Below are 21,400 nucleotides of genomic sequence, written 5' to 3' on the forward strand. Positions count from 1 at the left end.
GACGTCCCGACCTCACCCAGAATTCGAATTCGGTTTCTCTGGAGGCCGATCCTCGGCTAGTCTCGTGAGGTCCTGTCGTCGCCTCTTGGAGGTCATCTGCGTGTCATCGTCTGCGCCTAAACGCCGACTCGACCATCGCTCGCAGACCCCTTCCCGGGCCGCGGGCAAGCGAGTCGCCCAGCGTCGTCGCAGCCGTGCTCGCTCGCTGACCCCCACCCCGGCCATGGCCGGCGCGTTCGCGCTCATCCTCGCCGCCTTCGGGTCTGCGGTCGTCGGCAACGCCACCGATGCCAACTCGCTCAAGGCCGACCGTTACCAGACGGTCAACCAGACCTACACCCGCGCCGACGAGCCCAGCGCCGACGTCAGCCGCAGCTTCGATCGAGCCGCCTTCAGCAAGCAGGCCACCGCGCAGGCGCAGCAGAAGATCGCCGCCAACGAGCAGCTCACGGCCGCCGTCGGCAAGGAAGCCAAGAAGATCGAGCTCAACAAGTGGGTCCTCCCGGTCACCGGGTACCACCTGACCGCGCGGTTCGGCCAGCGCAGCGGGCTCTGGTCGACCGTCCACACGGGCCTCGACTTCGCCGGTCCGTCCGGCTCGACGATCGTCTCGGTCGCGGCCGGCACCGTCGTCTCCACCGGCTACGAGGGTGCCTACGGCAACCGCACGATCATCCAGCTCAACGACGGCACCGAGATCTGGTACTGCCACCAGAGCCAGTTCGGCGTCAAGGTCGGCGAGCAGGTCACGCCGGGCCAGCCCATCGGCTTCACGGGGTCGACCGGCAACGTCACCGGCCCCCACCTGCACCTTGAGGTGCACCCGGCCGGCGGCGCACCCGTCGACCCGTACGGCGAGCTCATCAAGCACGACGTCACCCCGTAACCCCCGGCGTCCTCGCCATCCGGCGGACGCACCCCGCGATGTGTGACGCTCTGCACTCGTTGATGCTGATCACCGGGGCGATCCGTCACATATCCCGATCCACAGGCGCCGACGGCGCCGCTCTTGTCCACAGCGCCCCCTGAGCGCATGGCGTCGAGGACACCGGGGCGAGCACGGTGCTTGCATGAGTCGACCGCGTCCCGTCCCTGCCGAGCTGCGCTCTGCGGCTTTCACAGCCGATCGGGCTGCGGCCCTGGGCGTCACGCGGCGGATGTTGCAGGGCTCCTCGTACACGATGGTGCACCGCGGCGTCTATGCGTGGACGAACCTGCCGCGAACCCTGGCGGTGATGGTGGGTGCCGACCTGCTCGTCCTCCCCCCAGATGCGTGCGTGAGCCATGTGACCGCGCTGCACTGGTACGGCGTGACCGTCGGAGCGAGCCCGCTGCGCCACTACTCGACCAACACCACGTCGCAGACCCGCCTCAGCGGCGTGCAGCTGCACCGGCGCCGCGGTCGCCTGTCGTCACGGATCGTGCATGGCGTCCCTGTGCTCGGTCCCGATCGGACGCTCGTCGACTGCGCCACGCAGCTGAACCCGCACGACCTCGTCCGCGCAGGCGACTGGTTGGTGCGGCTCGGGCTGACGGACCCGGACGTGCTGCGGACGTACGCCCGCGAGAGGCACCTCGACGGGGTGGTGCTGGCACGACGCACCACTCCCCTCGTGCGGTCGCGAGTTGACTCGGTCAAGGAGACCGATGTCCGGCTCGTGCTGGTGGCGAGCGGACTGCCCGAGCCCGAGGTCAACGGCACGATCATGGAGGGCCGGAGTCGCTTCCTCGCACGTGGCGACCTGGTCTACCACAAGCTGCGCATCGTCATCGAGTACGACGGCTGGCACCATGAGCGGTCGGCCGATCAACGCCGGCGCGACATCCTCCGTCGGGAGCGGCTCGAGGCGGCCGGGTGGCGAGTCATCATCGTCACGGCGGAGGACCTGCGGCACGTCGCAAGCCTGGTCGGACGCATCTGGGACGCCATGGTCTCTGCGGGCTACCGGGGCCCCGCGCCACGACTCGATTCCGTCCGGCTCCGCACCCTCCGCGATGTGTGACGTCCTGCCCCGGTCCCCGGCTCAGATCGGGGCAAGGCGTCACACATCGCGGGGACGGGGAGGGGACGTCAGAGCTTCTCGACGGGGGCGTAGCGCAGCAGGAGGCGCTTGACGCCCTGGGAGCCGAAGTCGACGGACGCGACGGACTTCTCGGCCTGGCCCTCGACCGACACGACGGTGCCCATGCCGAAGCTGTCGTGCACGACCCGGTCGCCGGCCTCGAGCGAGACGACGGCGCGATCGGCCTTCTTCGAGCGCGCCGCGACGTTGGACGAGCGGAACGAGGACTGCGCCGTGGCCGACGGCTGGCTGGGCGTCCACTGCGTGGGGGGCGAGGCCAGACGGCGCCAGTCGACGAGCGACTCCGGCAGCTCGTCGAGAAAGCGCGACGCCGGGTTGTAGGCCGGCGCGCCCCAGGCCGCGCGCGTGGTGGCGCGCGTGACGTAGAGACGCTTCTCGGCACGGGTGATGCCCACGTAGGCGAGCCGGCGCTCCTCCTCGAGCTCCTTGACGTCGGCCATCGACCGCATGTGCGGGAAGACGCCGTCCTCGAGGCCGGTGAGGAACACGACGGGGAACTCCAGGCCCTTGGCGGTGTGCAGCGTCATCAGCGTGACGACACCGTCGCCGTCGTCGGGGATCTGGTCGGCATCGGCGACCAGGGCCACCTGCTCGAGGAACGCGGCGAGCGACCCGGCACCCAGCGCCGGCTCGTCGGGGATGGCCGCGACGGCCTCGGACGGTGCCTCGTCGTCGGCGTCGTCGCCCTCGTCGTCGACGGTGCTGGCTCCGACCACGAACTCGCGAGCCACCGCCACGAGCTCGGCGAGGTTCTCGACCCGGGTCTCGTCCTGCGGATCGGTGCTCTGCTCGAGCGCCGCCAGGTAGCCGCTGCGGGTCAGCGCCGCCTCGAGCACGGCATCGGCCGCCGCCCCCGTGTCGGCCATCGCCATGAGGTCGGACATCACGGTCGTGAAGGCCTGGATGGCGTTGAGCGACCGCGTGGCCAGGTCGTTCGCCTCGTTGGCGCGCATGAGCGCGTCCCAGAAGCTGAGGTCGTGCAGCGCGGCGAGACGCTGGATCGAGGCCTCCGCGCGCTCGCCGATGCCCCGCTTGGGCTCGTTGATGATGCGCCGCAGCGAGACGGTGTCGCGCGGGTTGACCAGCACCCGGGCGTACGCGAGGGCGTCCTTGATCTCCTTGCGCTCGTAGAAGCGCACGCCCCCGACCACCTTGTAGGGCAGCCCGACGCGGATGAAGACCTCTTCAAAGATGCGGCTCTGCGCGTTGGTGCGGTAGAAGATCGCGACGTCCTTCGACGCGATGTCGCCGCCGTCGACGAGCCGGTCGATCTCGTCGGCGATGAACTGTGCCTCGTCGCGCTCGTCGTCGCCGACGTAGCCGACGATCTTCTCGCCATCGCCCTCGGCCGACCACAGCTGCTTGTCCTTGCGGCCCTCGTTGCGGCTGATGACGGCGTTGGCCGCCGACAGGATCGTCTGGGTCGAGCGGTAGTTCTGCTCGAGCAGGATCGTCGCGGCGTTCGGGAAGTCGTCCTCGAACTCGAGGATGTTGCGGATGTTGGCGCCGCGGAAGGCGTAGATCGACTGGTCGGAGTCGCCGACCACCAGCAGGTCGGAGTCGGCGTCGGTGAGCTCCTTGATGAGCTGGTACTGCGCGTGGTTGGTGTCTTGGTACTCGTCGACCAGGATGTGACGGAACCGGCGGCGGTAGGTCTCGCGCACGTCGGGCCAGCCCTGCAGCAGGTGGACGGTGTTCATGATGAGGTCGTCGAAGTCCATCGCGTTGGCGGCCTGCAGGCGCGCCTGGTACGTCGTGTAGATCTCGGCGTAGATCTGCTCGGTGGGGTTCTCGGCCTTGCTGCCGGCGGACTCGTGGTCGACCAGCTCGTTCTTGAGGTTGGAGATCCAGTTGAGGACGGCCCGCGGGTTGATCTTCTTGGGATCGAGGTCCATGTCGCGGCAGATCAGCGTCATGAGCCGGCGCTGGTCGGCGGAGTCGTAGATCGTGAACGACGACGTGAAGCCGAACCTCGTCGCCTCGCGACGCAGGATGCGCACGCAGGCCGAGTGGAAGGTCGAGACCCACATCATGCGGGCCCGGGGACCGACCAGGTCGGCCACGCGCTCGCGCATCTCGGCGGCGGCCTTGTTGGTGAAGGTGATGGCCAGGATTGACCCGGGGTGCGCGCCGCGCGCGGCGATGAGCCAGGCGATGCGCCGCGTGAGGACGCGGGTCTTGCCCGAGCCGGCGCCCGCGACGACCAGCAGAGGGCCGCCCGGGTGGGAGACGGCGGCCTGCTGGGCCTCGTTGAGGCCGTCGAGCAGGCTGTCGGACCGCGGACGTCGGCGGTCGGCGGCGCCCGGGACGGCAGCGTCTCCGGCGGTCGGGGAGCCCATCTGGGGCACGGGGAACGGCAGGGTCATCGTGTCGTCCAGCCTAGTCGCCGTGACGGACAGCGTCCTCGTCGGTTCGCCCGGACGTAGACTCCCCTGCCATGGAGCCCGTCGTCAGCATCCGGACGGCCCACGAGGCCGACCTCGACGCGTTGACCGACGTGTGGGAGCGGGCGGCCAGGTCGTCGCACGGGTTCATGGACGCCGACGACTTCGCCGAGCTGCGGCCGTTCATGCGTGACGCGTACCTGCCCTCGATGCTCGTGCGCCTGGCGGAGACCGACGGTGAGGCGGTCGCGTTCGTCGGCTCGCACGGGGTGCACGTCGAGCTGCTCTACGTCGACCCGGCGATGCACGGCCGAGGACTCGGCACCCGGCTGCTCGCCGAGGTCGGACCGGCCGGGGCCCGCAGCGTCGAGGTCTACGCCGACAACACGGTGGGCGTCGGCTTCTACCGGTCGCAGGGCTTCGTCGAGGTGCTGCGCCGCGAGACCGACGCCGCCGGGCGTCCCTACCCGATGGTGGTGCTGCAGCGATGAGGCTCGAGATCGACGCCCTCAGCGGCGAGCCGCCGTTCGAGCAGGTACGACGACAGGTCGCCGAGGGAGCCGCCTCCGGGGCGTTCCCGGCCGGGCACAAGCTGCCGACCGTCCGGGCCCTCGCCGAGGCGCTCGACCTGGCGACCAACACCGTCGCCAAGGCCTACCGGGCCCTCGAGATCGACGGGGTCATCGAGACACGGGGCCGTGCAGGGACGTTCGTCGCGTCGCGCACGACGCCCGACGGCACCACCGACGCAGCCGCTCAGGCCTTCGTGCTCGCGGCACGTCGCCAGGGGCTGTCGAAGGACGAGGCGGTCCGGCTGCTCGAGAGGCACTGGGCCTGACGGCGTCCGCGCAGGACGACCGGCCGACGGGTTGGGCGGACGGACTAGCGTGGCGCTGTGCCCTTCGAGATCGTCCTCCTGCTGCTGCTCATCGCCGGCGTCGCCCTCATCGGCCTGGCCGTCAGCGGCTACGGCAGCCCCGACCGCTCGCACGAGAAGCCCCCGCGCATGCCGGGGCACGACGTGCAGGAGCAGCTCGCCCGGCGCAAGGACCCCGACCAGCCCTAGCGCTACTCGGCGTTCGTGTTGGGCTTGCGCCAGCTGCGCTCGAACGGCAGCCGCCACGCCTTGGGCGCGATCAGCTGGTGGATGGCGTTGGGTCCCCACGTGCCCGGCGAGTACGGCCGCACGGGCGGTGTGTCGCCCAGCAGCGGCTCGGAGATCTCCCACAGCCGCTCGATGCCCTCGGCGGTGGTGAACAGGGTGCGCTCGCCGCGCATGGCGTCGTAGATCAGCCGCTCGTACGCCTCGAGCACCTCACCGGCGCGCTCGGTCTCCTGCATCGCGAACTGCATGCTCAGCTTGTCGAGCCGCATGCCCGGGCCCGGGCGCTTGCCGTAGAACGACAGCGACATGCGCGAGGCGTCCGCCAGGTCGAACGTCAGGTGGTCGGGGCCGGCCAGGCCGACGCCCGAGCCGGTCGGGAACATGCTCTTGGGCGGCTCGCGGAACGCGATCGAGATGATGCGGGCGCCCTCGGCCATCCGCTTGCCGGTGCGCAGGTAGAACGGGACGCCGGCCCAGCGCCAGTTGTCGATCTCGGCCTTGAGGGCGACGAAGGTGTCGGTCTCTGAGTCGGCCGCGACACCCTTCTCGTCGCGGTAGCCCTGGTACTGGCCGCGCACGACGAACTTCGGGTCGAGCGGCAGCATCGAGCGGAAGACCTTGTTCTTCTCCTCCGAGATCGAGTCGGAGTCGAGCGACGTCGGCGGCTCCATCGCCATGAACGCCAGCACCTGGAACAGGTGGGTGACGACCATGTCCTTGAACGCGCCCGTGCCCTCGTAGAAGCCGGAGCGACCATCGAGCGACAGCGTCTCGGGGACGTCGATCTGCACGTGGTCGATGAAGTTGCGGTTCCAGATCGGCTCGAAGAGGCCGTTGGCGAAGCGGAAGGCCAGGATGTTGAGCGCCGCCTCCTTGCCGAGGAAGTGGTCGATGCGGAAGATCTGCTGCTCGTCGAAGACCTGGTGGATCTCGGCGTTCAGCGACTTCGCGCTGGCCAGGTCGGTGCCGAAGGGCTTCTCCATGATGATGCGCGAGCGCTCGACCAGCCCGGCCTGGTCGAGCGTGTGGATGACGTCGAGCGCGGCCTTCGGCGGGACGCTGAGGTAGTGCAGCCGGCGTGGCTCGCCGCCCAGCTCCTGCTCGAGCGCGGCAGCGGCCGAGGCCAGCGCCTCGGGACCGGCCGCGACGTTGACGTACGACAGCTTGGGCGCGAACGCGGCCCACTGCTCGTCGTCGACCGTGCGGGTGTTGAACTCGCGATAGGCCTTCTCGGCGAAGTCGCGGAACGACTCGTCGTCGAAGTCGTCGAGCGAGACCCCGATGATGCGCGAGTCGGGCACGAGACCCGACTGCAGCAGGTGCATGATGCCGGGCAGCAGCTTGCGCCGGGCGAGATCGCCGGTGGCGCCGAACAGCACGATCAGGTGAGGCTCGTTCATGGCATCAGGCTAGACCCGGGAGGTTGCGCGGGGGTGAACTCCGGGCACGGCCGGCCCTCAGTCGACCCGGTCGATCGACATGTCGCCGGCGTCGACCCGCCGCAGCACGCGGTTGAGGTTCTCGGAGTCGAACCTCCCGGACGACCGGGCGTCGATCAGGGCGTCCCGCTGGTCGGCCAGCACGGCGCGCCGCAGCTCGACGTAGTCGCGCAGTCGCTGTCGGCTCTCGTCGCCGTCGCCCGCCCACCGCGTCGCCCGGTCGACGTGGCTGTCGTCCTGCACCTGCTCGATCACGAGCGACTCGAGCGGACGCCCGTCGAGTCCCTCGTCGGCGACCTCGGAGCACCGGGACGCCGCCACGTCGGCCAGCATCGCCGACAGGGCGGTCAGCTGCTGCCGGTCGGAGTCGTGACGGTCCGCCTGCACGCCGAGCCGGCGCACGACCCAGGCCAGGGTGCCGCCCTGCACCAGCAGGGACGTCACGGCGACCGTGAACGCCACGAGGATCAGCAGCTCGCGCTGCTCGAAGCCGGTGGGCAGCGTCTGCGCCGCGGCCAGGGTGACGCTGCCCCGCATGCCCGCCCACACGAGGATCGCGCCGGCGCGCCGGTCGAGCTTCTCGTCCTCGTAGAACCGCATGTCCGCCTCACGACGCGTCACCATCAGGTGGATGCGCTGCAGGCGACGGTCGGACAACGCACTCGACTCGTCCGACGCCAGGTAGTCGCGCACCCGGTTGAGCCGTGGCTCCCACCGGTGCAGATCCTTGCGATCCTGCAGCAGGCTCCACAACAACGCCACCACGTACAGGCCGCGCACCAGCAGCAGGATGCCGAGGCAGAGCGCGCTGAGCAGCACCAGACGGCCGACGTCACCGTCCTCGGCGCGGAAGTCCTCGAGCAGCGGCCCCAGCTCGAGGCCCATCAGGAGGAAGACGCCGCCCTCGAGCAGGAAGGCGATCGTCCGCCAGTTGACCGCCTCGGCCAGGCGGTCCTGCGCCCGCAGGACCGACGGCCCCCAGTAGCCCGTGACCAGACCTGTCGTGACGACCGCGACCAGGCCGGACGCCCCGAGATGCTCGGCCGGGGCGTAGGCGATGAACGGGACGGCGAACGAGATCGCGGTGTTGATCGTCGCGTCGTGCAGGCGGGCGCGGACCGCCACGCTGGCGGCGCCGACGAGCACCCCGACCAGCGCCGCGACGACGATCGAGACGACGAAGTCGATCGACACGTCGAGCACCGACACCGCACCGGTGGCGGCGACCGCCGACCGCAGCAGCACGAGGGCCGAGGCGTCGTTGATCATGCTCTCGCCCTCGAGCACCGTCACGAGCCGCGGTGCGACGCCCGTCCTCTTGACGATCGAGGTCGCGACGGCATCGGTCGGGCTCACGATCGCACCCAGCGCGACGCCCTGGGCGAAGCCGAGGCCGGGGACGAACATCTCGACGACCCAGCCGATCGCGAGGGCCGAGGAGATGACGACGACGATCGACAGCCAGCCGATCGACTTGAGGTCGCGGCGGAAGTCCATCGCCGGCATGTTGACGGAGGCGGCGTACAGCAACGGCGGCAGGACGCCCGCGAGGATCAGCTCGGGCTCGGGCTCGATGCGGGGCACGCCCGGCACGAGAGCGAGCAGCACCCCGGCGACGACGAGGACGAGCGGGGCCGCGACCCCCACCTTCGGAGCGAGCACGGAGGCGGCGACGATGACGGTCAGGGCGAGCACGCCCAAGATCGTGAGGTCCATGGCGCCGATCGTGCCACTGCTCGCTGAGAAGTCGCTGTCACCACCTGTCAGCGCCGTCAGCACGATGACAGCGCCCTGCCAGCGGACCGTCGGACCATGGTCGTCATGACCAACCACGCCATCCATGCCGAGGGGCTCACGAAGCACTACGGCGCCACGACAGCACTCGACGGCATCGACCTCACCGTCCCCGAAGGAACCGTCCTCGGGGTCCTCGGACCGAACGGTGCCGGCAAGACCACGGCGGTCCGCATCCTCGCAACGCTGCTGCGTCCGGACGCCGGCCGGGCGACGGTCGCCGGCCACGACGTCGTCAAGGACCCGAACGCCGTCCGCCGGTCGATCGGCCTGACCGGCCAGTACGCCTCGGTCGACGAGCAGCTGAGCGGACGCGAGAACCTCGAGCTGTTCGCCCGGCTGCTCGACTTCACCCGTCCCGACGCCCGGGCGCGCGCCGCCGAGCTGCTCGAGCAGTTCGGGCTGGCCGAGGCGGCCGACCGCCGCGCCAAGACGTACTCGGGCGGCATGCGCCGGCGCCTCGACCTCGCCGCGAGCCTCGTCGGCCGCCCGGCGGTCATCTTCCTGGACGAACCCACCACGGGTCTCGACCCGAGCAAGCGCGACGACGTCTGGAACATGGTCCGACTGCTGACGTCCGAGGGCACCACGGTGCTCCTGACGACGCAGTACCTCGAGGAGGCCGACGCCCTCGCCGATGCCATCACCGTGATCGACCTGGGCAAGGTCATCGCCCACGGCACGGCGTCCGAGCTCAAGCAGATCGTGGGGGGCCGCTCGCTGCAGGTCCGTCCCGAGAACGTCCGGGACACCGCCGACATCCGGGCCGTCCTCAGCCGCATCACCGGACGGCCGGTCGGCGAGCCCATCAGGGGCCTGCTGACCGCTCCGATCGAGGACGAGCAGCAGTTCACGAACGTCGTCGTCGACCTCGCCTCGCGCGGCATCCCCGTCACCGAGATCTCGCTCAGCCTGCCGAGCCTCGACGAGGTCTTCTTCACCCTCACCGGCCAGGGCGCGTCCGCGCCGGCCACCACCAAGGAGCTCGTATGACGACCATGACCGTCCCCCAGGTGCCGCAGCCGCGGCCCGCCTCGTCGCTGCCGTGGGTGCGGCACTCGCTGTCGCTGGCCGGCCGGTCGGTGAGGAAGATGCTGCGCCACCCCGAGCAGTTCTTCGACGTCACGCTGCAGCCCGTGCTGTTCCTGATCATCTTCGTGTACGTGCTGGGCGGCGCGATCGCCGGATCGACGCAGGACTACCTGCAGTTCGTGCTGCCGGGCATCCTGATCCAGACGGTGCTGTTCAGCACCATCGCGATCGGCGTCAACCTCAACACCGACATCAAGGAGGGCGTCTTCGACCGCTTCCGGTCGCTGCCCATCCCCCGGTCGGCGCCTCTCGTCGGCGCGACGATCGCCGAGTGCCTGCGGTACGCCATCACGATCGGCGTCACGATGGTGGCGGGCTTCGTGATGGGCTTTCGCACCTCGACCTCGCCGGCGAAGGTGGCCGCGGCGATGCTGCTGGTGCTGTTCTTCGCGTGGTGCATGTGCTGGATCGCGATCTGGCTCGGCATGATCATGCGCGAGGCCGGCTCGGTGCAGGGCATCGGCTTCCTGGCCCTGTTCCCGCTGACGTTCGGCTCCAGCATGTTCGCCGCGACCGACACGATGCCGGGGTGGCTGCAGGCCTGGGTGAAGATCAACCCCGTGACGCACCTGACCGACGCCATGAGGGGCCTGCTGACCGGCGGACCCGTCGCGCAGGACGCCCTGATCGCGCTCGGCACGAGCGCACTGATCCTCGCAGTCTTCGCACCCCTCGCCGTCCGGGCCTACCGCACCAAGGCCTGACGCGCCCGGTCAGCGCCTGGCACCGATGCTGCCGAGGATCGCCCGCGGGGCGACCTCGCGGAGGTACGCCCTCGACGGCTTCCTCGGCAGCTCGACGGTGATGACGGCACCGGAACGGTGCTTGGCCCTGAACCACATCGAGTACGTCCCGAAGCACCGCGAGAAGCAGTCGAACGCCCTCTTGGGCAGGCGTACCCGCGCGGCGAGCCGCTCGGCCCACCTCCGGTTGCCGGTGTCGCGGATGTCGATGCCGTCCAGCGGCTGGTGGTAGCTCACGGTGTAGGTGGGGTCGATCTCGTCGGCGAGGTCGCGGACGGCCCGGGTCTCGGGCTCGCTGAACGCCCGCCGACCCGAGTTGGTGGCCCCGCCGATCTTGCGCCACTTGGCCCCGAAGTTGCGGTTGAGATCGACGCCGTGGGCGTTCTGGCGTGTGTTGCGCGCATAGCCGTCGGGATTGACGACCGGGACGACCCAGATGTCGGCCCCCTTGATGGCCCGCCCGTCGCGGAGGTTGCGCAGCGTCTGGACGGATCCCTTCTCGTCGCCGTGCATCGCGGCCAGCAGGAGCACCTTCTTCGTCGACGACGGCTCGCCCAGCCGCCACGCCACGATGTCTCGTCCCTTGACGCTGTGCCCGATGACGCGGGTCTCGACGACGGCCGGTCGTCTGGCATCGGCGGCCGCCGGCGAGCCGGCGACGGCCACGGTCGCCAGCGGGGCGACCAGAGCGACGGACAGCGACCAGATCCCGAGAGACGTCATCGTCCCATCATGGCTCAGGTCGTCAGGCCTGTGTCGGCGAGTGCCAGGGTGGCGGCAGCCTGCTGGTCGAGGGCCGCCCCCTCCGCGCGGAGCCGCTCGAACGCACTCGGGCCGAGGCTGCGTCGCAGCGCCTCGGCGAGCTCGGCGGCGTCGCGGTTGGACCGGTCGGCGCGACCGCGGATGGCCACCGCGGCGCCGAGCAGCCGCGCGGCGTCCTCGTCGTGACCGCGTCCGTGCGCGAGGAAGGCTGCGGCACCGGCGACCTCCGCCAGCACCGGCATGTCCTTGGTCTGCAGACCGACGCGTGCGGCGGCGGCCAGCTCGCGGGCGGCACCGGCGGCGTCGCCGACGCCGAGCCGCGCCACGGCCAGCTGCGAGCGGACCAGCGACTCCATCTGCCCGCTGCCGAACTCCGACGTCGGGTCGCGGTGCGCCAGGACGTGCTCGAGGTGGACCACGGCCTCGGCGTCGTGGCCCATGACGTGCTCGAGCACCGCCATGTTCATGCGTGTCACCGCCTCGTGGCGACGATTGCCCGTCGCGACAGCACGCTCGTGCACGGCCTCCAGCTCGCGACGCAGGTCGTGCAGCTCGGCCTCCGTCGCTCGCGCCACCCGCAGGGCCGTGACCCGCATCGACGAGAAGTCGACGTCCTCGGCCGCCCCCAGCTCGGCCAGGAGCGGAAGCGCCTCCTGCCACGAGGCCAGCGCCGCCTCGACATCGCCGTCGATCGACTGGATCGTCGCCCGCTGCGTCAGCCCCATCGCCAGGCCCCACCGCTCGCCGATCTCGCGGAACGCCTCGATGACGGGGTCGATGAGCTCGACCGACTCGCTCAGCCGTCCGGAGTTGTCGAGCATCACGATGCGCAGGAGGTCGATCATCGCGCGTGTCCACGGGTCGTCGCGTCGGTCGAGCGTGCGGCCGCCCGCGACACCGAAGAAGTCGATCGCCGCCATCACGACGTGGACGACGGGATGATCGGGCTCGTGCTCGTCCCAGAGGGCGAGGACGCGGCCGACCGGCTCGCGCCACGCGGCGTCGGGACCGGTGTCGAACTGGCTCGCCGCGAGGATGCCGGCGATGCCGAGCGCCTCGGTGCAGATCTCGCTGGCGGCGTCGGCCGTGCCGGGCAGCCCGAGCACCGTCGTGGCCCAGTCGAACGACTCCTGGTGCTGGCTGCGGATCGACCAGAACCACCCCAGCGCCGTCACGAACCGCGCCGCGCGCGCACGGTCGCCCCCGTCGATCGCGAAGCGCAGCGCCGCCATGATGTTGCCGAGGTCGGCGTCCAGCCGCGCCAGCGCCTCGAGCTGGCCCGATCCACGCAGCCCGACGGCCCCCGCCTCGGCCACGGAGAGGAAGTGCTCGAGGTGCGCCTGGCGGACCTCGCCGACGACGCCTCGCTCGACGAGTCGCTCGAGACCGTACTCGCGCAGCGTCTCGAGCATCCGGAAGCGCGGGGTGCCTCCGCGGACCGCCACCAGCAACGACTTGTCGGTGAGCGACTCGACGAGCTCCTCGGTGCGCTCCGCCCCACCGTGGACCGCCGCGGCGCTCTCGAGCGTGACCCCGCCGGGGAACACGGCGAGGCTCTCGGCGAGGCCTCGCTCGTCGTCGTCGAGCAGGTCCCAGCTCCACTCGACGACGGCCCTCAGCGTGCGGTGCCGCGGCAGGGCGGTGCGGCTGCCGCCCGTCAGCAGCTGGAAGCGGTCGGACAGGCGGGCGGCGACCTGGGACGCCGTCAGGGTGCGCAGACGGGCGGCGGCGAGCTCGATCGCGAGCGGCTGTCCGTCGAGCCGCACGCAGATCTCGCGCACCGCTGGCAGGGTCTCCGGCGTCAGCGCGAAGGCGCGGTCGACGGCCTGGGCGCGCTGCACGAACAGCTGCACGGCGCTGTGGGCGAGCGCGTCCTCGACGGCGTCGTCCGCGGCCGGCATGGTGAGCGGGCTGACCTGGTAGGAGAACTCGCCGATGATGCGCAGCGGCTCACGGCTGGTCGCGAGCACCCGCATCGACGGGGCGTGTGCCAGCAGGTCGGCGACGAGCCGGGCGACGCCGTCCACCAGGTGCTCGCAGTTGTCGAGCACCAGCAGCCCCTCGACGTCACGGACCGCCTCCACGAGTCGCGTCCGCTCGTCGGGGCGCGGCGCGGCGGACGGGCGCTCGAGCACGACGACCTCGCGCAGGCCCATCGCGGCGACGACGGCCGGGACGATCCCGTCGTCGCCCGTGACGGCGGCCAGCTCGGCCAGCCAGACGTGCTCGAACCGGTCGGACGTCGAGCGGGCCGTCTCGATCGACAGGCGGGTCTTGCCGGCACCCCCCGGGCCGAGGATCGTCACGAGACGGTGGTCGACGAGCGCGGCCGCGAGGTCGGCGATCGCGCCCTCGCGGCCCACGAACGACGTCAGGCCGGCCGGCAGCGACCGATGAACCCGGCGGACGGGCTCGTGGTCGCCGCGCAGGATCGACACGTGCAGCTGCTGGAGCTCGGGCGACGGTGAGGTGCCCAGCTCGTCGGCCAGCATCGCGCGCAGCTGCTCGTAGCGGGCCAGCGCCTCGTTGGCCCGGCCGTGGGACGCCAGAGCCGTGAGCAGCAGGCGCCAGAGACCGTCGCGGTACGGGTGGGCGGCGGTCAGCTCGTCGAGATCGGCCACCACGGTCGGGTCGCCGTGCACGCGCGGCGACAGGCTCGCCTCGACCGCCGTGAGGCGCAGCTCCGCCAGTCGCCGGGCGTCGGCGGCGGCGAACGGCGCGTCCGAGACGTCGGCCAGCGCCTCGCCGCGCCACAGCGCCAGGCCGGCATCGGCGCGTCCGTCGCCCACGAGCCGCTCGAACTCGGCCGCATCGACCCGGTCGCAGCGCAGCACGTAGCCCGCCGGTGTCAGCTCGAGCGATCCCTCCGGCAGCCGTCGCCGGGTGCGCGACACGACCGACTGCAAGGCGTTGGTCGCCCCGGCCGGCAGGTCGTCGCCCCACAGGTCGGCCACCAGCGCCGCAGCGCTGACGGGGCGGTTGCCGGCCAGCGCCAGGCGGGCCACGAGCGCACGGCTGCGCGCGCCGCCGAGGTCGACCTCGTGGTCGTCGACCCACACCCGCAGCGGTCCGAGGACGTCGACCTGCACCCGGGTCATGGGGCGTCCAGCCCGGACCTGGGCCGGGCGTAGGCGCCGGGGGTGACCCCCAGGGTGCGCCGGAAGTGCCGGATGAGGTGGGCCTGATCGTGGAAGCCGACCTCGACCGCCACCTCGGCCGCCGGCATCCCGTCGAGCAGCAGCCGCCGCGCGCGGTCGACCCGTCGGCCCGTGACGTACCGGTGCGGCGGCAGCCCGAACTCACGGCTGAAGGCGCGGATGAGCTGCGTGGGATGGGCATCGAGGTCACCGGCCAGCGTGCCGAGCGTCGGGACGTCGGTGACGTCGCGGTCGAGACGATCGCGCACGCGCCGTGCCAGCCGCGGCTCGCGCCCGGTGCGGGGCGCAGGGGCCGTGCGGCCGAGGTGCTGCACCAGACGCTCGGCGACGACGGCCAGCCGCGACTCCGCCTCGAGCTCGTCGCCGGGGGCCGTGAGCACGTCGTGCAGGGCCGCGACGTCCCGGCGTGCCTGGTCGTCGCGCACCGACGGTCGCGCGACGGCGGCCCCGACGAGATCGAGCGGCAGCCAGGTCTCGTCGAGGTAGAGCACGCGCTTGTCGAAGCCGGACGTCGCCACCGCGCGTCCGTCGTGGGGGACGTGCGGCGGCAGCAACGTCAGCGAGCGGGCCGGGGCCCCGTGGGCATGGCGCTCGAGGTCGTACGAGACGCCGCCGGTGTCGACCAGCAGCACGGTCCACAGGTCGTGCGTGTGCGCCGGGTAGGCGTGCTCGGTGAAGTGCGCGTGCAGCACCTCGCCGACGCCCGGGACGGCCGGCCGCCACGCGCGGACGTGCTCGCCGATGGCCATGTCAGAAACGTACAAGACCCTGCGCACGGTCGTGGCCGACGCTGGTCGCATGGAGACCCCCGAACCGATCCGATTCGACACCAAGGTCGCGGTGCTGCTGCGCGACGACCTCGAGCCCTGGCAGGCGTTGAACGTCACCGCGTTCCTCGTCAGCGGCATCGCGGCCCACGACCCCGAGCTGATCGGCGGCCCGTACGAGGACGCCGACGGCACGGTGTACCTCGCGATGATCCGTCAGCCGATCGTGGTGTTCGAGGGCGACGCCGAGCGCCTGACGGCGACCCACGCCAAGGCCGTGACGCGGGGGCTGGCGATGTCGGTCTACGTGCGCGAGATGTTCTCGACCGGCAACGACCGCGACAACCGGGCGGCTGTCCGAGCCGTCGCGACCGACGACCTCGATCTCGTGGGCATCGCGGTGCACGGCCCCAAGAACGCCGTCGACAAGACGTTCAAGGGCGCACCGCTGCACCGCTGACCGGTCGGCGTCAGATGAGCCGTCGGTCGTTGGCCCACCGGGTGAGCTCGTGGCGGCTCGACAGCTGCAGCTTGCGCAGGACGCTGGAGACGTGGGTCTCGACGGTCTTGATCGAGATGAACAGCTCCTTGGCCACCTCCTTGTAGGCGTAGCCGCGGGCGATCAGGCGCATCACCTCGCGCTCGCGCTCGGTCAGGCGGTCGAGGTCCTCGTCGACCTGCGCGACCTCGATCGTCCCCGCGAAGGCGTCGAGCACGAAGCCGGCCAGGCGGGGCGAGAACACCGCGTCGCCGGCCGCGACCCGGTCGATCGCGTCGAGCAGCTCGGGCCCCGAGATGTTCTTGGTGACGTATCCGCGGGCGCCGGCACGGATGATGCCGATGACGTCCTCGGCGGCATCACTGACCGACAGCGCCAGGAACTTGGTCTCGGGGTGCCGCAGGTGCAGGCGGCGGATCACCTCGAGACCCCCGCCGCCGGGCATGTGGACGTCGAGCAGCACGACGTCGGGTGCTGCCTCGACGATCATCGCGACGGCGGACTCGACGTCCTCGGCCTGCCCCACGACCTCGACGGGCCCGTCGATCTCGGCGCGGACGCCGGTGCGGAACATCGCGTGGTCGTCGACGATCGCGACGCGGAGCTTCGTCATGGGATGACCTCTTCCGTGGCGGTGCGGGTGGTGCCGGGGGTGGGGACGGGCTCGCCCTCGGGGCCCCGGACCGGCACCCGCAGCGCCACCTCGGTGCCCTCGCCCGGCGCGCTGCGGATCGTGGCGGTGCCGCCGTGCCGCTCGACGCGGGCGATGATCGAGGCGCGGACGCCCATGCGGTCGATGGCGATCGTCGCGGGGTCGAAGCCCGCACCCCGGTCGCGCACGAACACCTCGGCGCTGCGGCCGTCGGTCTCGACGTACACGTCGATGCGGTCGACGCCGGCGTGCTTGGCCGCGTTGACCATCGCCTCGCGTGCGGCCCTGGCGAGCGCGGTCATGTCGGCGTCGAGCGGCACGTCGCCGACGGCGATGACCTCGACCGGCACTCGGTGGACGTCCTCGACCTCGGCGGCCGCCGCCTTGAGCGCGGCCAGCAGCGAGTCGCCGGGGCGTTCGTCGTTGCCGTACAGCCAGTCGCGCAGCTCGCGCTCCTGGCGCCGGGCGAGGGTGGCGACGGCCGAGGCGTCGCCGGCGTTCTTCTGCAGCAGCGCCAGGGTCTGCAGCACCGAGTCGTGCAGGTGGGCGGCGACGTCGGCGCGCTCCTGCGACCGCACCCGCTCGCGGCGCTCCTCCGTCAGGTCTCTGGTCAGGCGCGCGATCCACGGCCCGAGGATCAGCCCCAGCCCCAGCACGGCGACCACCAGCGCGGAGGCCAGGTTGACGGCAGCGCTCCAGCCGCCCTCCTTCGACACGAAGTAGACCGCTGCCACGGCGATGAGCACGCCCCCGGCGGCGACGCGCGACGCGAACGCCCAGCCGCTGGTGTCGCGCATCCACCGGCTCCACGTCACGTCGTCGAGCTGTCGCCAGACGACGGCCACCCCGATGACAGCCACGAGCAGCGGGCCGAACACGTGGTCGTCGATGCCGCGCCCCGTGGCCTGGATGACCAGCAGCACGCCGATGCCGACCGATCCGACGGCCGCGGTCTGGACGATCTCACGAGCACCCGCGCGGCCGGAGCCCCGGAGGCCGCGACGTGTCGCCGACTCGAGCCCCGGCGACAGGTCGGGGCGGCGCAGCGGCAGCAGCCGCCACAGCAGCAGGTAGGCCAGCACGCCGACGCCCTGGAACCAGGTGGCGACCACGAAGGCCACGCGCACGTAGACCACGGGGACGCCGAGGTGCTCGGCCAGACCCGTTGCGACGCCACCGACGAGCCGGTGCTCGGCCGGTCGGTACGCGCGGCGGTAGGAGGTCACCGGACGATCGTCACACGGGTCTACCGGCGGCCGCCACCAGGCATCGACCCCGGCCACCCCCCGAGACGTGCAGGGTCAGGATCAGGGTCCTGCCCGATGCGCGACGTACCCGCAGGGCGCGACGATGGGGACATGAACGACACCCAGCAGCTGCCGCCCCCGCCTCCGGGGGCGGACGACGACTTCGACCCGCACCGCCTTCGCACCATCGCCGACATGCGCCGCTCGTCCGACGACCGCGTCGTCGCGGGTGTCTGCGCAGGTGCCGCCCGCTACCTAAACATCGATCCCATCGTGGTGCGCGTGATCATCGCGGTGCTGATGATCGCGGGCTTCGCCGGGGTCATCCTCTACCTCGCGGCGTGGCTGCTCCTGCCGGCGGACGACGCCGAGCGAAGCGTCGCGGCCGACTGGTTCAACCTCGACCGCAACGAACGACAGGTGCGGGTCATCGGGCTGGTCACGGCGGTCGCGGTGGCCGCCCTGTCGTTCATCGGCGACAGCAGCTGGGCGTGGTGGGGCGACACCTCGTGGTGGATCGTCCCGGTAGGCCTGCTGCTCTACCTGGTCTGGGTGCGTCCGCGCCAGCGTCGCGCGGCACGGTCGTCCGCGGACGCCCGGGCGACAGGCGGCACCCCGGTCTTCGAGGCGACGCACCCGGGCGCACCACTCACGGGCGCCGTCACGCGCACGCCGCGCAGACGTCGCTCGCCGGCGCTGTTCGTGCTGACGTCGTCGATCACGGCGATCGCTCTGGCCGTCACGTGGATCTACGACGAGACACGGCACGACGTGCACTGGACCGCGTACGTCGCGGTGGCCCTCGGCATCGTCGCCCTCGGGATCCTGATCGGCACGGTCCTCGGTGACGCCGGCTGGCTGATGGCGATCGGCGTGCTGCTGGCCGTCGCTCTGGCTGTCGGATCGGTGTTCCCGAGCGGCCGGATCGGTCAGCAGACGCCCTCGCCGACCGTCGCCGCCGACGTCGCCGACGCCTACAGGCACGGCATCGGCGAGTTCGCGCTCGACCTCACGGGGGTGACCGACCCCGACCAGCTGCAAGGGCGAACGATTGCAATCCGTGCGGGCATCGGCGAGACCCGGGTGATCGTCCCCGGGGGGCTGAGGGTCCGGGTCGAGGCGCACCTCGACGCCGGGCAGGTGGAGGTGCTCGGACGTGAGCTCGCCGGTGTCGACGTCTCGGCGTCCGACGGCAGCACCACGTCTGACGGCACCGGCGCTCCCCCGCCGGACGGCGAGCCCCTGACGATCACGATCGACCAGAAGATCGGGCACGTGGAGGTGACCAGCCGATGAACCGTCATCCCTTCCGCTGGCTCGAGCTGACCCTCGGGATCGTCCTCCTCGCCGCCGTCGGCAGCTGGGCGGTCTGGCACGAGGACCTGCTGACGCCCCGCCAGCTCAGCCTGTCCGCCGCGGGTGTCCTGATCGTGCTCGGCATCGTTGGGATCGCCGCGACGCTGCGCGGCGCACGTCCGTCCACGACCTCCCCCTCCCCCGCCCCCACCGTCACCACCCCCACCGTCGAAGGAGACTCCCATGAAGAAGCTCACCCGCTCCCGTGACGACCGGTGGATCGCCGGCGTCTGCGGCGGCATCGCCGAGTACACCGGCATCGACGCCACCGTCGTGCGGCTCGTCCTCGTCGTCTGCACGATCCTCGGAGCCGGCTCGTTGATCGTCGGCTACGTCGTCGCCTGGGTGCTGATGCCCCGGCGCGACCGCCACGACACGGTCAGCGTGACGGCGGCCGATCCGGTCGTCTGAGCCGGCGAGAGCGATGTGTCACGATGTCTCCCGAGCACCGCACGACCACCATCGGGAGGCACCGTGGCACTGCAGGATCCCTCGATCGCGAGGACGGCACGCGCCGAGCGAGCTGCCCGACGTCGACGCACCCGCCTGTTCACGATGGTGCTGCCCCTGACGGTGCTGGTCGACGCGGCCTTCACCTGGTCCGTCCTGGGGCTCGGCATCGGGACGACGCTCAGCACCGGGCCCGATGTCGACGACCTGACCTGGCAGCCCGTCGTCGCGGCTCTGTCCGTCCCCGCCGTCATCTGCCTCGGCCTGGCCCTGATCATCTCGCTCGCGTCCCGCATCGGGCCTGCGGCCGCTGTGCTGGTCAGGACGGCGCTGCTGCTCGGGGTCGCCGCCGTCGCCCTGGTGCTCTCGCCTCGCGAGTGGGGCGACCGGCCTGCCGGCGCGGCCGGATCCGAGGGCTGGTGGGGCTTCGCGTCGTGGGGTCCGCCGGCGCTCGCGGGCGTGTCGGCCGTCCTCCTCGTGGGGGCCTGGCTGACCTGGCGACGCCGCCGTGACGCTCAGGCAACCCTGCAACGCATCGCCGTCTCGGGCGTCGCGGCCGCCGCGACGGTCACGGCGGCCGACGTGCTCGCACAGCAGCTGCAGCACGGCGAGCACGGACCACCGATCCGCTCGTTGGTCCGGGTGACCCTACGATTCGTCGACACCGCCGGCACCACGCGATGGGCCGAGCTGGCCGGGCACCTCGACGTCGCCGACGTGCCACGTGTCGGCGACACCGTCGCGATGCGCTACGACGGTGACCACCCGTCCGACGCGCAGCGGATGGTCGTGTCGCTGCCGTGGGTCGACCGGCGCGGAGGGGCAACGTCGGCTCGATGAACCGGCGCCTACGGACGCCCCAGCCACAGCGACCGGGCCTGCACCGCCGTGGCGGTGAAGTCGGAGAACACCCCGTCGACGCCCGCGTCGAAGAACGCCAGGTACTCGCCCACGGCATCGCCGTGAGCGGCCTTGTCGCGGCTGGTGCGCAGATCGGCCGGCAGGAAGTTGTTCTCGCTGCGCATCGTCCAGATGTGCACGACGAGGCCGAGGGCGTGGGCGCGGCGCACGAGCTTGGTGGTCTTGGCCAGCCGTGCGCGCAGGTCGCGCTTGATGACGAGGCTCTTGTTGGGGCCGATGCCGTCGGCGTAGGCAGCGATCCTCTCCAGCTCGGGAGGCTTGCGCATCGCCCAGTAGGTGAGCGGGTCCCCGGCGGCGACCAGGTCGTAAGGCGCGCCCTGGCGGTCCATCAGCTGCACCAGCGTCAGCGGGGTGCGGTCGCGCAGCGCCTTGAGGTTGCCGGTCTCCATCGACTGGATGACGATCTTGGCGCCGCGGTGGTTGAGGCCTCGGCGCTCGAGCACGTCGATCAGCAGGTCGTTGAGGTCGAGCCCGAGGCCGGCGAAGTAGGTGGGGTGCTTGGTCTCGACGTAGACGCCGACCGGCTCCTCCCGCGTGGCCGAGGCCTGCTCGGCGATGTCGATCACCTCGTCGAGGGTCAGGATCTGCTCGGTGCGGGCGAGCGGGATGTTCTGCGGCCTCAGCTGCGGCAGGCGCTCGCGCACCCGCAGGGTCTTCAGCTCGGCGAGGGTGAAGTCCTCGGTGAACCAGCCCGAGTACGCCACGCCGTCGATGAACTTGACCGTCTTGTGGCCCGCGAACTCCGGGCGGCTCGCCACGTCGGTCGTGCCGCTGATCTCGTTCTCGTGCCGGACGACCAGCTGTCCGTCCTTCGTGGCCACGACGTCGGGCTCGATGTAGTCGCAGCCCTGCTCGACCGCCCGGAGGTACGAGGGCCGCGTGTGCTCGAGCCGCTCGCCGGGCACTCCGCGGTGGCCGATCACGATGGGGGTCGCCGGAGAGGACAC

At 71.6% G+C, this 21,400-nt stretch carries 21 protein-coding genes; 12 read left to right on the forward strand and 9 right to left on the reverse strand.

The features are described 5' to 3' along the window. The first annotated feature begins 100 nt into the window (after positions 1-100). Both DX116_RS01250 and DX116_RS01255 read left to right on the forward strand, forming a co-directional pair. Positions 101-886, forward strand: a complete 786-nt coding sequence (locus tag DX116_RS01250; RefSeq protein ID WP_147393547.1) for a M23 family metallopeptidase — start codon at positions 101-103, stop codon at positions 884-886. A gap of 184 nt (positions 887-1,070) precedes the next feature. Next, a complete protein-coding gene (locus DX116_RS01255) occupies positions 1,071-2,003 on the forward strand; it encodes a DUF559 domain-containing protein (protein ID WP_119702429.1) in 933 nt (310 codons plus the stop codon). A gap of 68 nt (positions 2,004-2,071) precedes the next feature. Here the strand turns inward: DX116_RS01255 and pcrA are convergent, their stop codons facing one another. Continuing rightward, on the reverse strand, positions 2,072-4,450 hold the full coding sequence (gene pcrA / locus DX116_RS01260; protein ID WP_119702430.1) for a DNA helicase PcrA: 2,379 nt from the start codon (positions 4,448-4,450) through the stop codon (positions 2,072-2,074). Positions 4,451-4,521: 71 nt separating this feature from the next. Here pcrA and DX116_RS01265 point away from each other — a divergent pair, with 71 nt between their 5' ends. From DX116_RS01265 to DX116_RS19815, 3 genes are read left to right on the forward strand one after another with little or no spacing between them, the layout of a single operon-like run. Further along, the gene (locus tag DX116_RS01265) at positions 4,522-4,959 is read left to right on the forward strand and encodes a GNAT family N-acetyltransferase (protein WP_119702431.1); all 438 of its coding nucleotides are present in this window, start codon (positions 4,522-4,524) and stop codon (positions 4,957-4,959) included. Next, a complete protein-coding gene (locus DX116_RS01270; RefSeq protein ID WP_119702432.1) occupies positions 4,956-5,306 on the forward strand; it encodes a GntR family transcriptional regulator in 351 nt (116 codons plus the stop codon). The genes DX116_RS01265 and DX116_RS01270 overlap by 4 nt, the downstream gene beginning before the upstream one ends. Before the next feature lie 57 nt (positions 5,307-5,363). Further along, positions 5,364-5,534, forward strand: a complete 171-nt coding sequence (locus DX116_RS19815) for a hypothetical protein (RefSeq protein WP_158591861.1) — start codon at positions 5,364-5,366, stop codon at positions 5,532-5,534. A gap of 2 nt (positions 5,535-5,536) precedes the next feature. Here DX116_RS19815 and zwf read toward each other — a convergent pair whose 3' ends face one another. After that, on the reverse strand, positions 5,537-6,973 hold the full coding sequence (gene zwf, locus DX116_RS01275) for a glucose-6-phosphate dehydrogenase (RefSeq protein WP_119702433.1): 1,437 nt from the start codon (positions 6,971-6,973) through the stop codon (positions 5,537-5,539). 57 nt (positions 6,974-7,030) lie between these two features. Then, on the reverse strand, positions 7,031-8,728 hold the full coding sequence (locus DX116_RS01280) for a cation:proton antiporter (protein ID WP_119702434.1): 1,698 nt from the start codon (positions 8,726-8,728) through the stop codon (positions 7,031-7,033). Between the two features lie 105 nt (positions 8,729-8,833). On the opposite strand from DX116_RS01280, the gene DX116_RS01285 reads away from it, so the two are divergent. Then, entirely contained in the window at positions 8,834-9,799 is a 966-nt protein-coding gene (locus DX116_RS01285) for an ATP-binding cassette domain-containing protein (RefSeq protein WP_119704052.1), read from the forward strand. Then, complete coding sequence (locus DX116_RS01290) at positions 9,796-10,602, forward strand: ABC transporter permease (protein WP_119702435.1); 807 nt, start codon at positions 9,796-9,798, stop codon at positions 10,600-10,602. The genes DX116_RS01285 and DX116_RS01290 overlap by 4 nt, the downstream gene beginning before the upstream one ends. Positions 10,603-10,611: 9 nt before the next feature. On the opposite strand, the gene DX116_RS01295 is transcribed toward DX116_RS01290, so the two are convergent. Genes DX116_RS01295 through DX116_RS01305 form a run of 3 tightly spaced genes read right to left on the reverse strand, consistent with a single transcriptional unit; the run spans position 10,612 to position 15,310 of the window. Further along, positions 10,612-11,364, reverse strand: coding sequence for a DUF2817 domain-containing protein (locus DX116_RS01295; RefSeq protein WP_119702436.1), 753 nt, complete (start codon positions 11,362-11,364; stop codon positions 10,612-10,614). A 14-nt stretch (positions 11,365-11,378) separates the two neighbouring features. Continuing rightward, positions 11,379-14,501 (reverse strand): BTAD domain-containing putative transcriptional regulator, encoded by a 3,123-nt coding sequence (locus tag DX116_RS01300; protein WP_119702437.1) that lies wholly within the window; start codon positions 14,499-14,501, stop codon positions 11,379-11,381. Continuing rightward, entirely contained in the window at positions 14,498-15,310 is an 813-nt protein-coding gene (locus DX116_RS01305) for an AraC family transcriptional regulator (RefSeq protein ID WP_119702438.1), read from the reverse strand. Before DX116_RS01305 ends, DX116_RS01300 begins: the two co-directional genes overlap by 4 nt. On the opposite strand from DX116_RS01305, the gene DX116_RS01310 reads away from it, so the two are divergent. Beyond that, positions 15,303-15,788: a DUF2000 family protein gene (locus DX116_RS01310; RefSeq protein ID WP_233556528.1), complete on the forward strand. Its 486-nt coding sequence runs from the start codon at positions 15,303-15,305 to the stop codon at positions 15,786-15,788. The genes DX116_RS01305 and DX116_RS01310 overlap by 8 nt on opposite strands. Before the next feature lie 10 nt (positions 15,789-15,798). Here DX116_RS01310 and DX116_RS01315 read toward each other — a convergent pair whose 3' ends face one another. Beyond that, a complete protein-coding gene (locus tag DX116_RS01315; protein ID WP_119702439.1) occupies positions 15,799-16,440 on the reverse strand; it encodes a response regulator in 642 nt (213 codons plus the stop codon). Beyond that, a complete protein-coding gene (locus DX116_RS01320; protein WP_119702440.1) occupies positions 16,437-17,705 on the reverse strand; it encodes an ATP-binding protein in 1,269 nt (422 codons plus the stop codon). Before DX116_RS01320 ends, DX116_RS01315 begins: the two co-directional genes overlap by 4 nt. A gap of 132 nt (positions 17,706-17,837) precedes the next feature. Between DX116_RS01320 and DX116_RS01325 the strand changes: the two genes are divergently transcribed. The 4 genes from DX116_RS01325 to DX116_RS01340 all read left to right on the forward strand — a co-directional run bounded on the left by DX116_RS01325 (position 17,838) and on the right by DX116_RS01340 (position 20,372). Further along, positions 17,838-19,022 carry a PspC domain-containing protein gene (locus DX116_RS01325; RefSeq protein WP_158591862.1) on the forward strand — a complete coding sequence of 395 codons (1,185 nt, stop codon included), beginning with the start codon at positions 17,838-17,840 and terminating at the stop codon, positions 19,020-19,022. Next, positions 19,019-19,291, forward strand: coding sequence for a hypothetical protein (locus DX116_RS01330; RefSeq protein WP_119702442.1), 273 nt, complete (start codon positions 19,019-19,021; stop codon positions 19,289-19,291). The genes DX116_RS01325 and DX116_RS01330 overlap by 4 nt, the downstream gene beginning before the upstream one ends. After that, positions 19,266-19,493 carry a PspC domain-containing protein gene (locus DX116_RS01335; protein WP_119702443.1) on the forward strand — a complete coding sequence of 76 codons (228 nt, stop codon included), beginning with the start codon at positions 19,266-19,268 and terminating at the stop codon, positions 19,491-19,493. Before DX116_RS01330 ends, DX116_RS01335 begins: the two co-directional genes overlap by 26 nt. 63 nt (positions 19,494-19,556) lie before the next feature. Next, positions 19,557-20,372 (forward strand): hypothetical protein, encoded by an 816-nt coding sequence (locus DX116_RS01340; RefSeq protein ID WP_119702444.1) that lies wholly within the window; start codon positions 19,557-19,559, stop codon positions 20,370-20,372. Positions 20,373-20,380: 8 nt separating this feature from the next. Here DX116_RS01340 and DX116_RS01345 read toward each other — a convergent pair whose 3' ends face one another. Further along, complete coding sequence (locus DX116_RS01345) at positions 20,381-21,400, reverse strand: glycerophosphodiester phosphodiesterase family protein (RefSeq protein WP_233556529.1); 1,020 nt, start codon at positions 21,398-21,400, stop codon at positions 20,381-20,383.

Source organism: Aeromicrobium endophyticum (genome assembly GCF_003586285.1).
Taxonomy (GTDB): domain Bacteria; phylum Actinomycetota; class Actinomycetes; order Propionibacteriales; family Nocardioidaceae; genus Aeromicrobium; species Aeromicrobium endophyticum.

Bases quoted from the DNA above. Each gene is read 5' to 3' on its own strand.
- DX116_RS01295 (WP_119702436.1), bottom strand. From the start codon at position 11,364: ATGACGTCTCTCGGGATCTGGTCGCTGTCCGTCGCTCTGGTCGCCCCG.
- DX116_RS01330 (WP_119702442.1), top strand. From the start codon at position 19,019: ATGAACCGTCATCCCTTCCGCTGGCTCGAGCTGACCCTCGGGATCGTC.
- DX116_RS01290 (WP_119702435.1), top strand. From the start codon at position 9,796: ATGACGACCATGACCGTCCCCCAGGTGCCGCAGCCGCGGCCCGCCTCG.
- DX116_RS01315 (WP_119702439.1), bottom strand. From the start codon at position 16,440: ATGACGAAGCTCCGCGTCGCGATCGTCGACGACCACGCGATGTTCCGC.
- DX116_RS01335 (WP_119702443.1), top strand. From the start codon at position 19,266: ATGAAGAAGCTCACCCGCTCCCGTGACGACCGGTGGATCGCCGGCGTC.
- pcrA (WP_119702430.1), bottom strand. From the start codon at position 4,450: ATGACCCTGCCGTTCCCCGTGCCCCAGATGGGCTCCCCGACCGCCGGA.
- DX116_RS01270 (WP_119702432.1), top strand. From the start codon at position 4,956: ATGAGGCTCGAGATCGACGCCCTCAGCGGCGAGCCGCCGTTCGAGCAG.
- DX116_RS01280 (WP_119702434.1), bottom strand. From the start codon at position 8,728: ATGGACCTCACGATCTTGGGCGTGCTCGCCCTGACCGTCATCGTCGCC.
- DX116_RS01310 (WP_233556528.1), top strand. From the start codon at position 15,303: ATGGCCATGTCAGAAACGTACAAGACCCTGCGCACGGTCGTGGCCGAC.
- DX116_RS01305 (WP_119702438.1), bottom strand. From the start codon at position 15,310: ATGGCCATCGGCGAGCACGTCCGCGCGTGGCGGCCGGCCGTCCCGGGC.
- DX116_RS01285 (WP_119704052.1), top strand. From the start codon at position 8,834: ATGACCAACCACGCCATCCATGCCGAGGGGCTCACGAAGCACTACGGC.
- DX116_RS01265 (WP_119702431.1), top strand. From the start codon at position 4,522: ATGGAGCCCGTCGTCAGCATCCGGACGGCCCACGAGGCCGACCTCGAC.
- zwf (WP_119702433.1), bottom strand. From the start codon at position 6,973: ATGAACGAGCCTCACCTGATCGTGCTGTTCGGCGCCACCGGCGATCTC.
- DX116_RS01325 (WP_158591862.1), top strand. From the start codon at position 17,838: ATGAACGACACCCAGCAGCTGCCGCCCCCGCCTCCGGGGGCGGACGAC.
- DX116_RS01300 (WP_119702437.1), bottom strand. From the start codon at position 14,501: ATGACCCGGGTGCAGGTCGACGTCCTCGGACCGCTGCGGGTGTGGGTC.
- DX116_RS01255 (WP_119702429.1), top strand. From the start codon at position 1,071: ATGAGTCGACCGCGTCCCGTCCCTGCCGAGCTGCGCTCTGCGGCTTTC.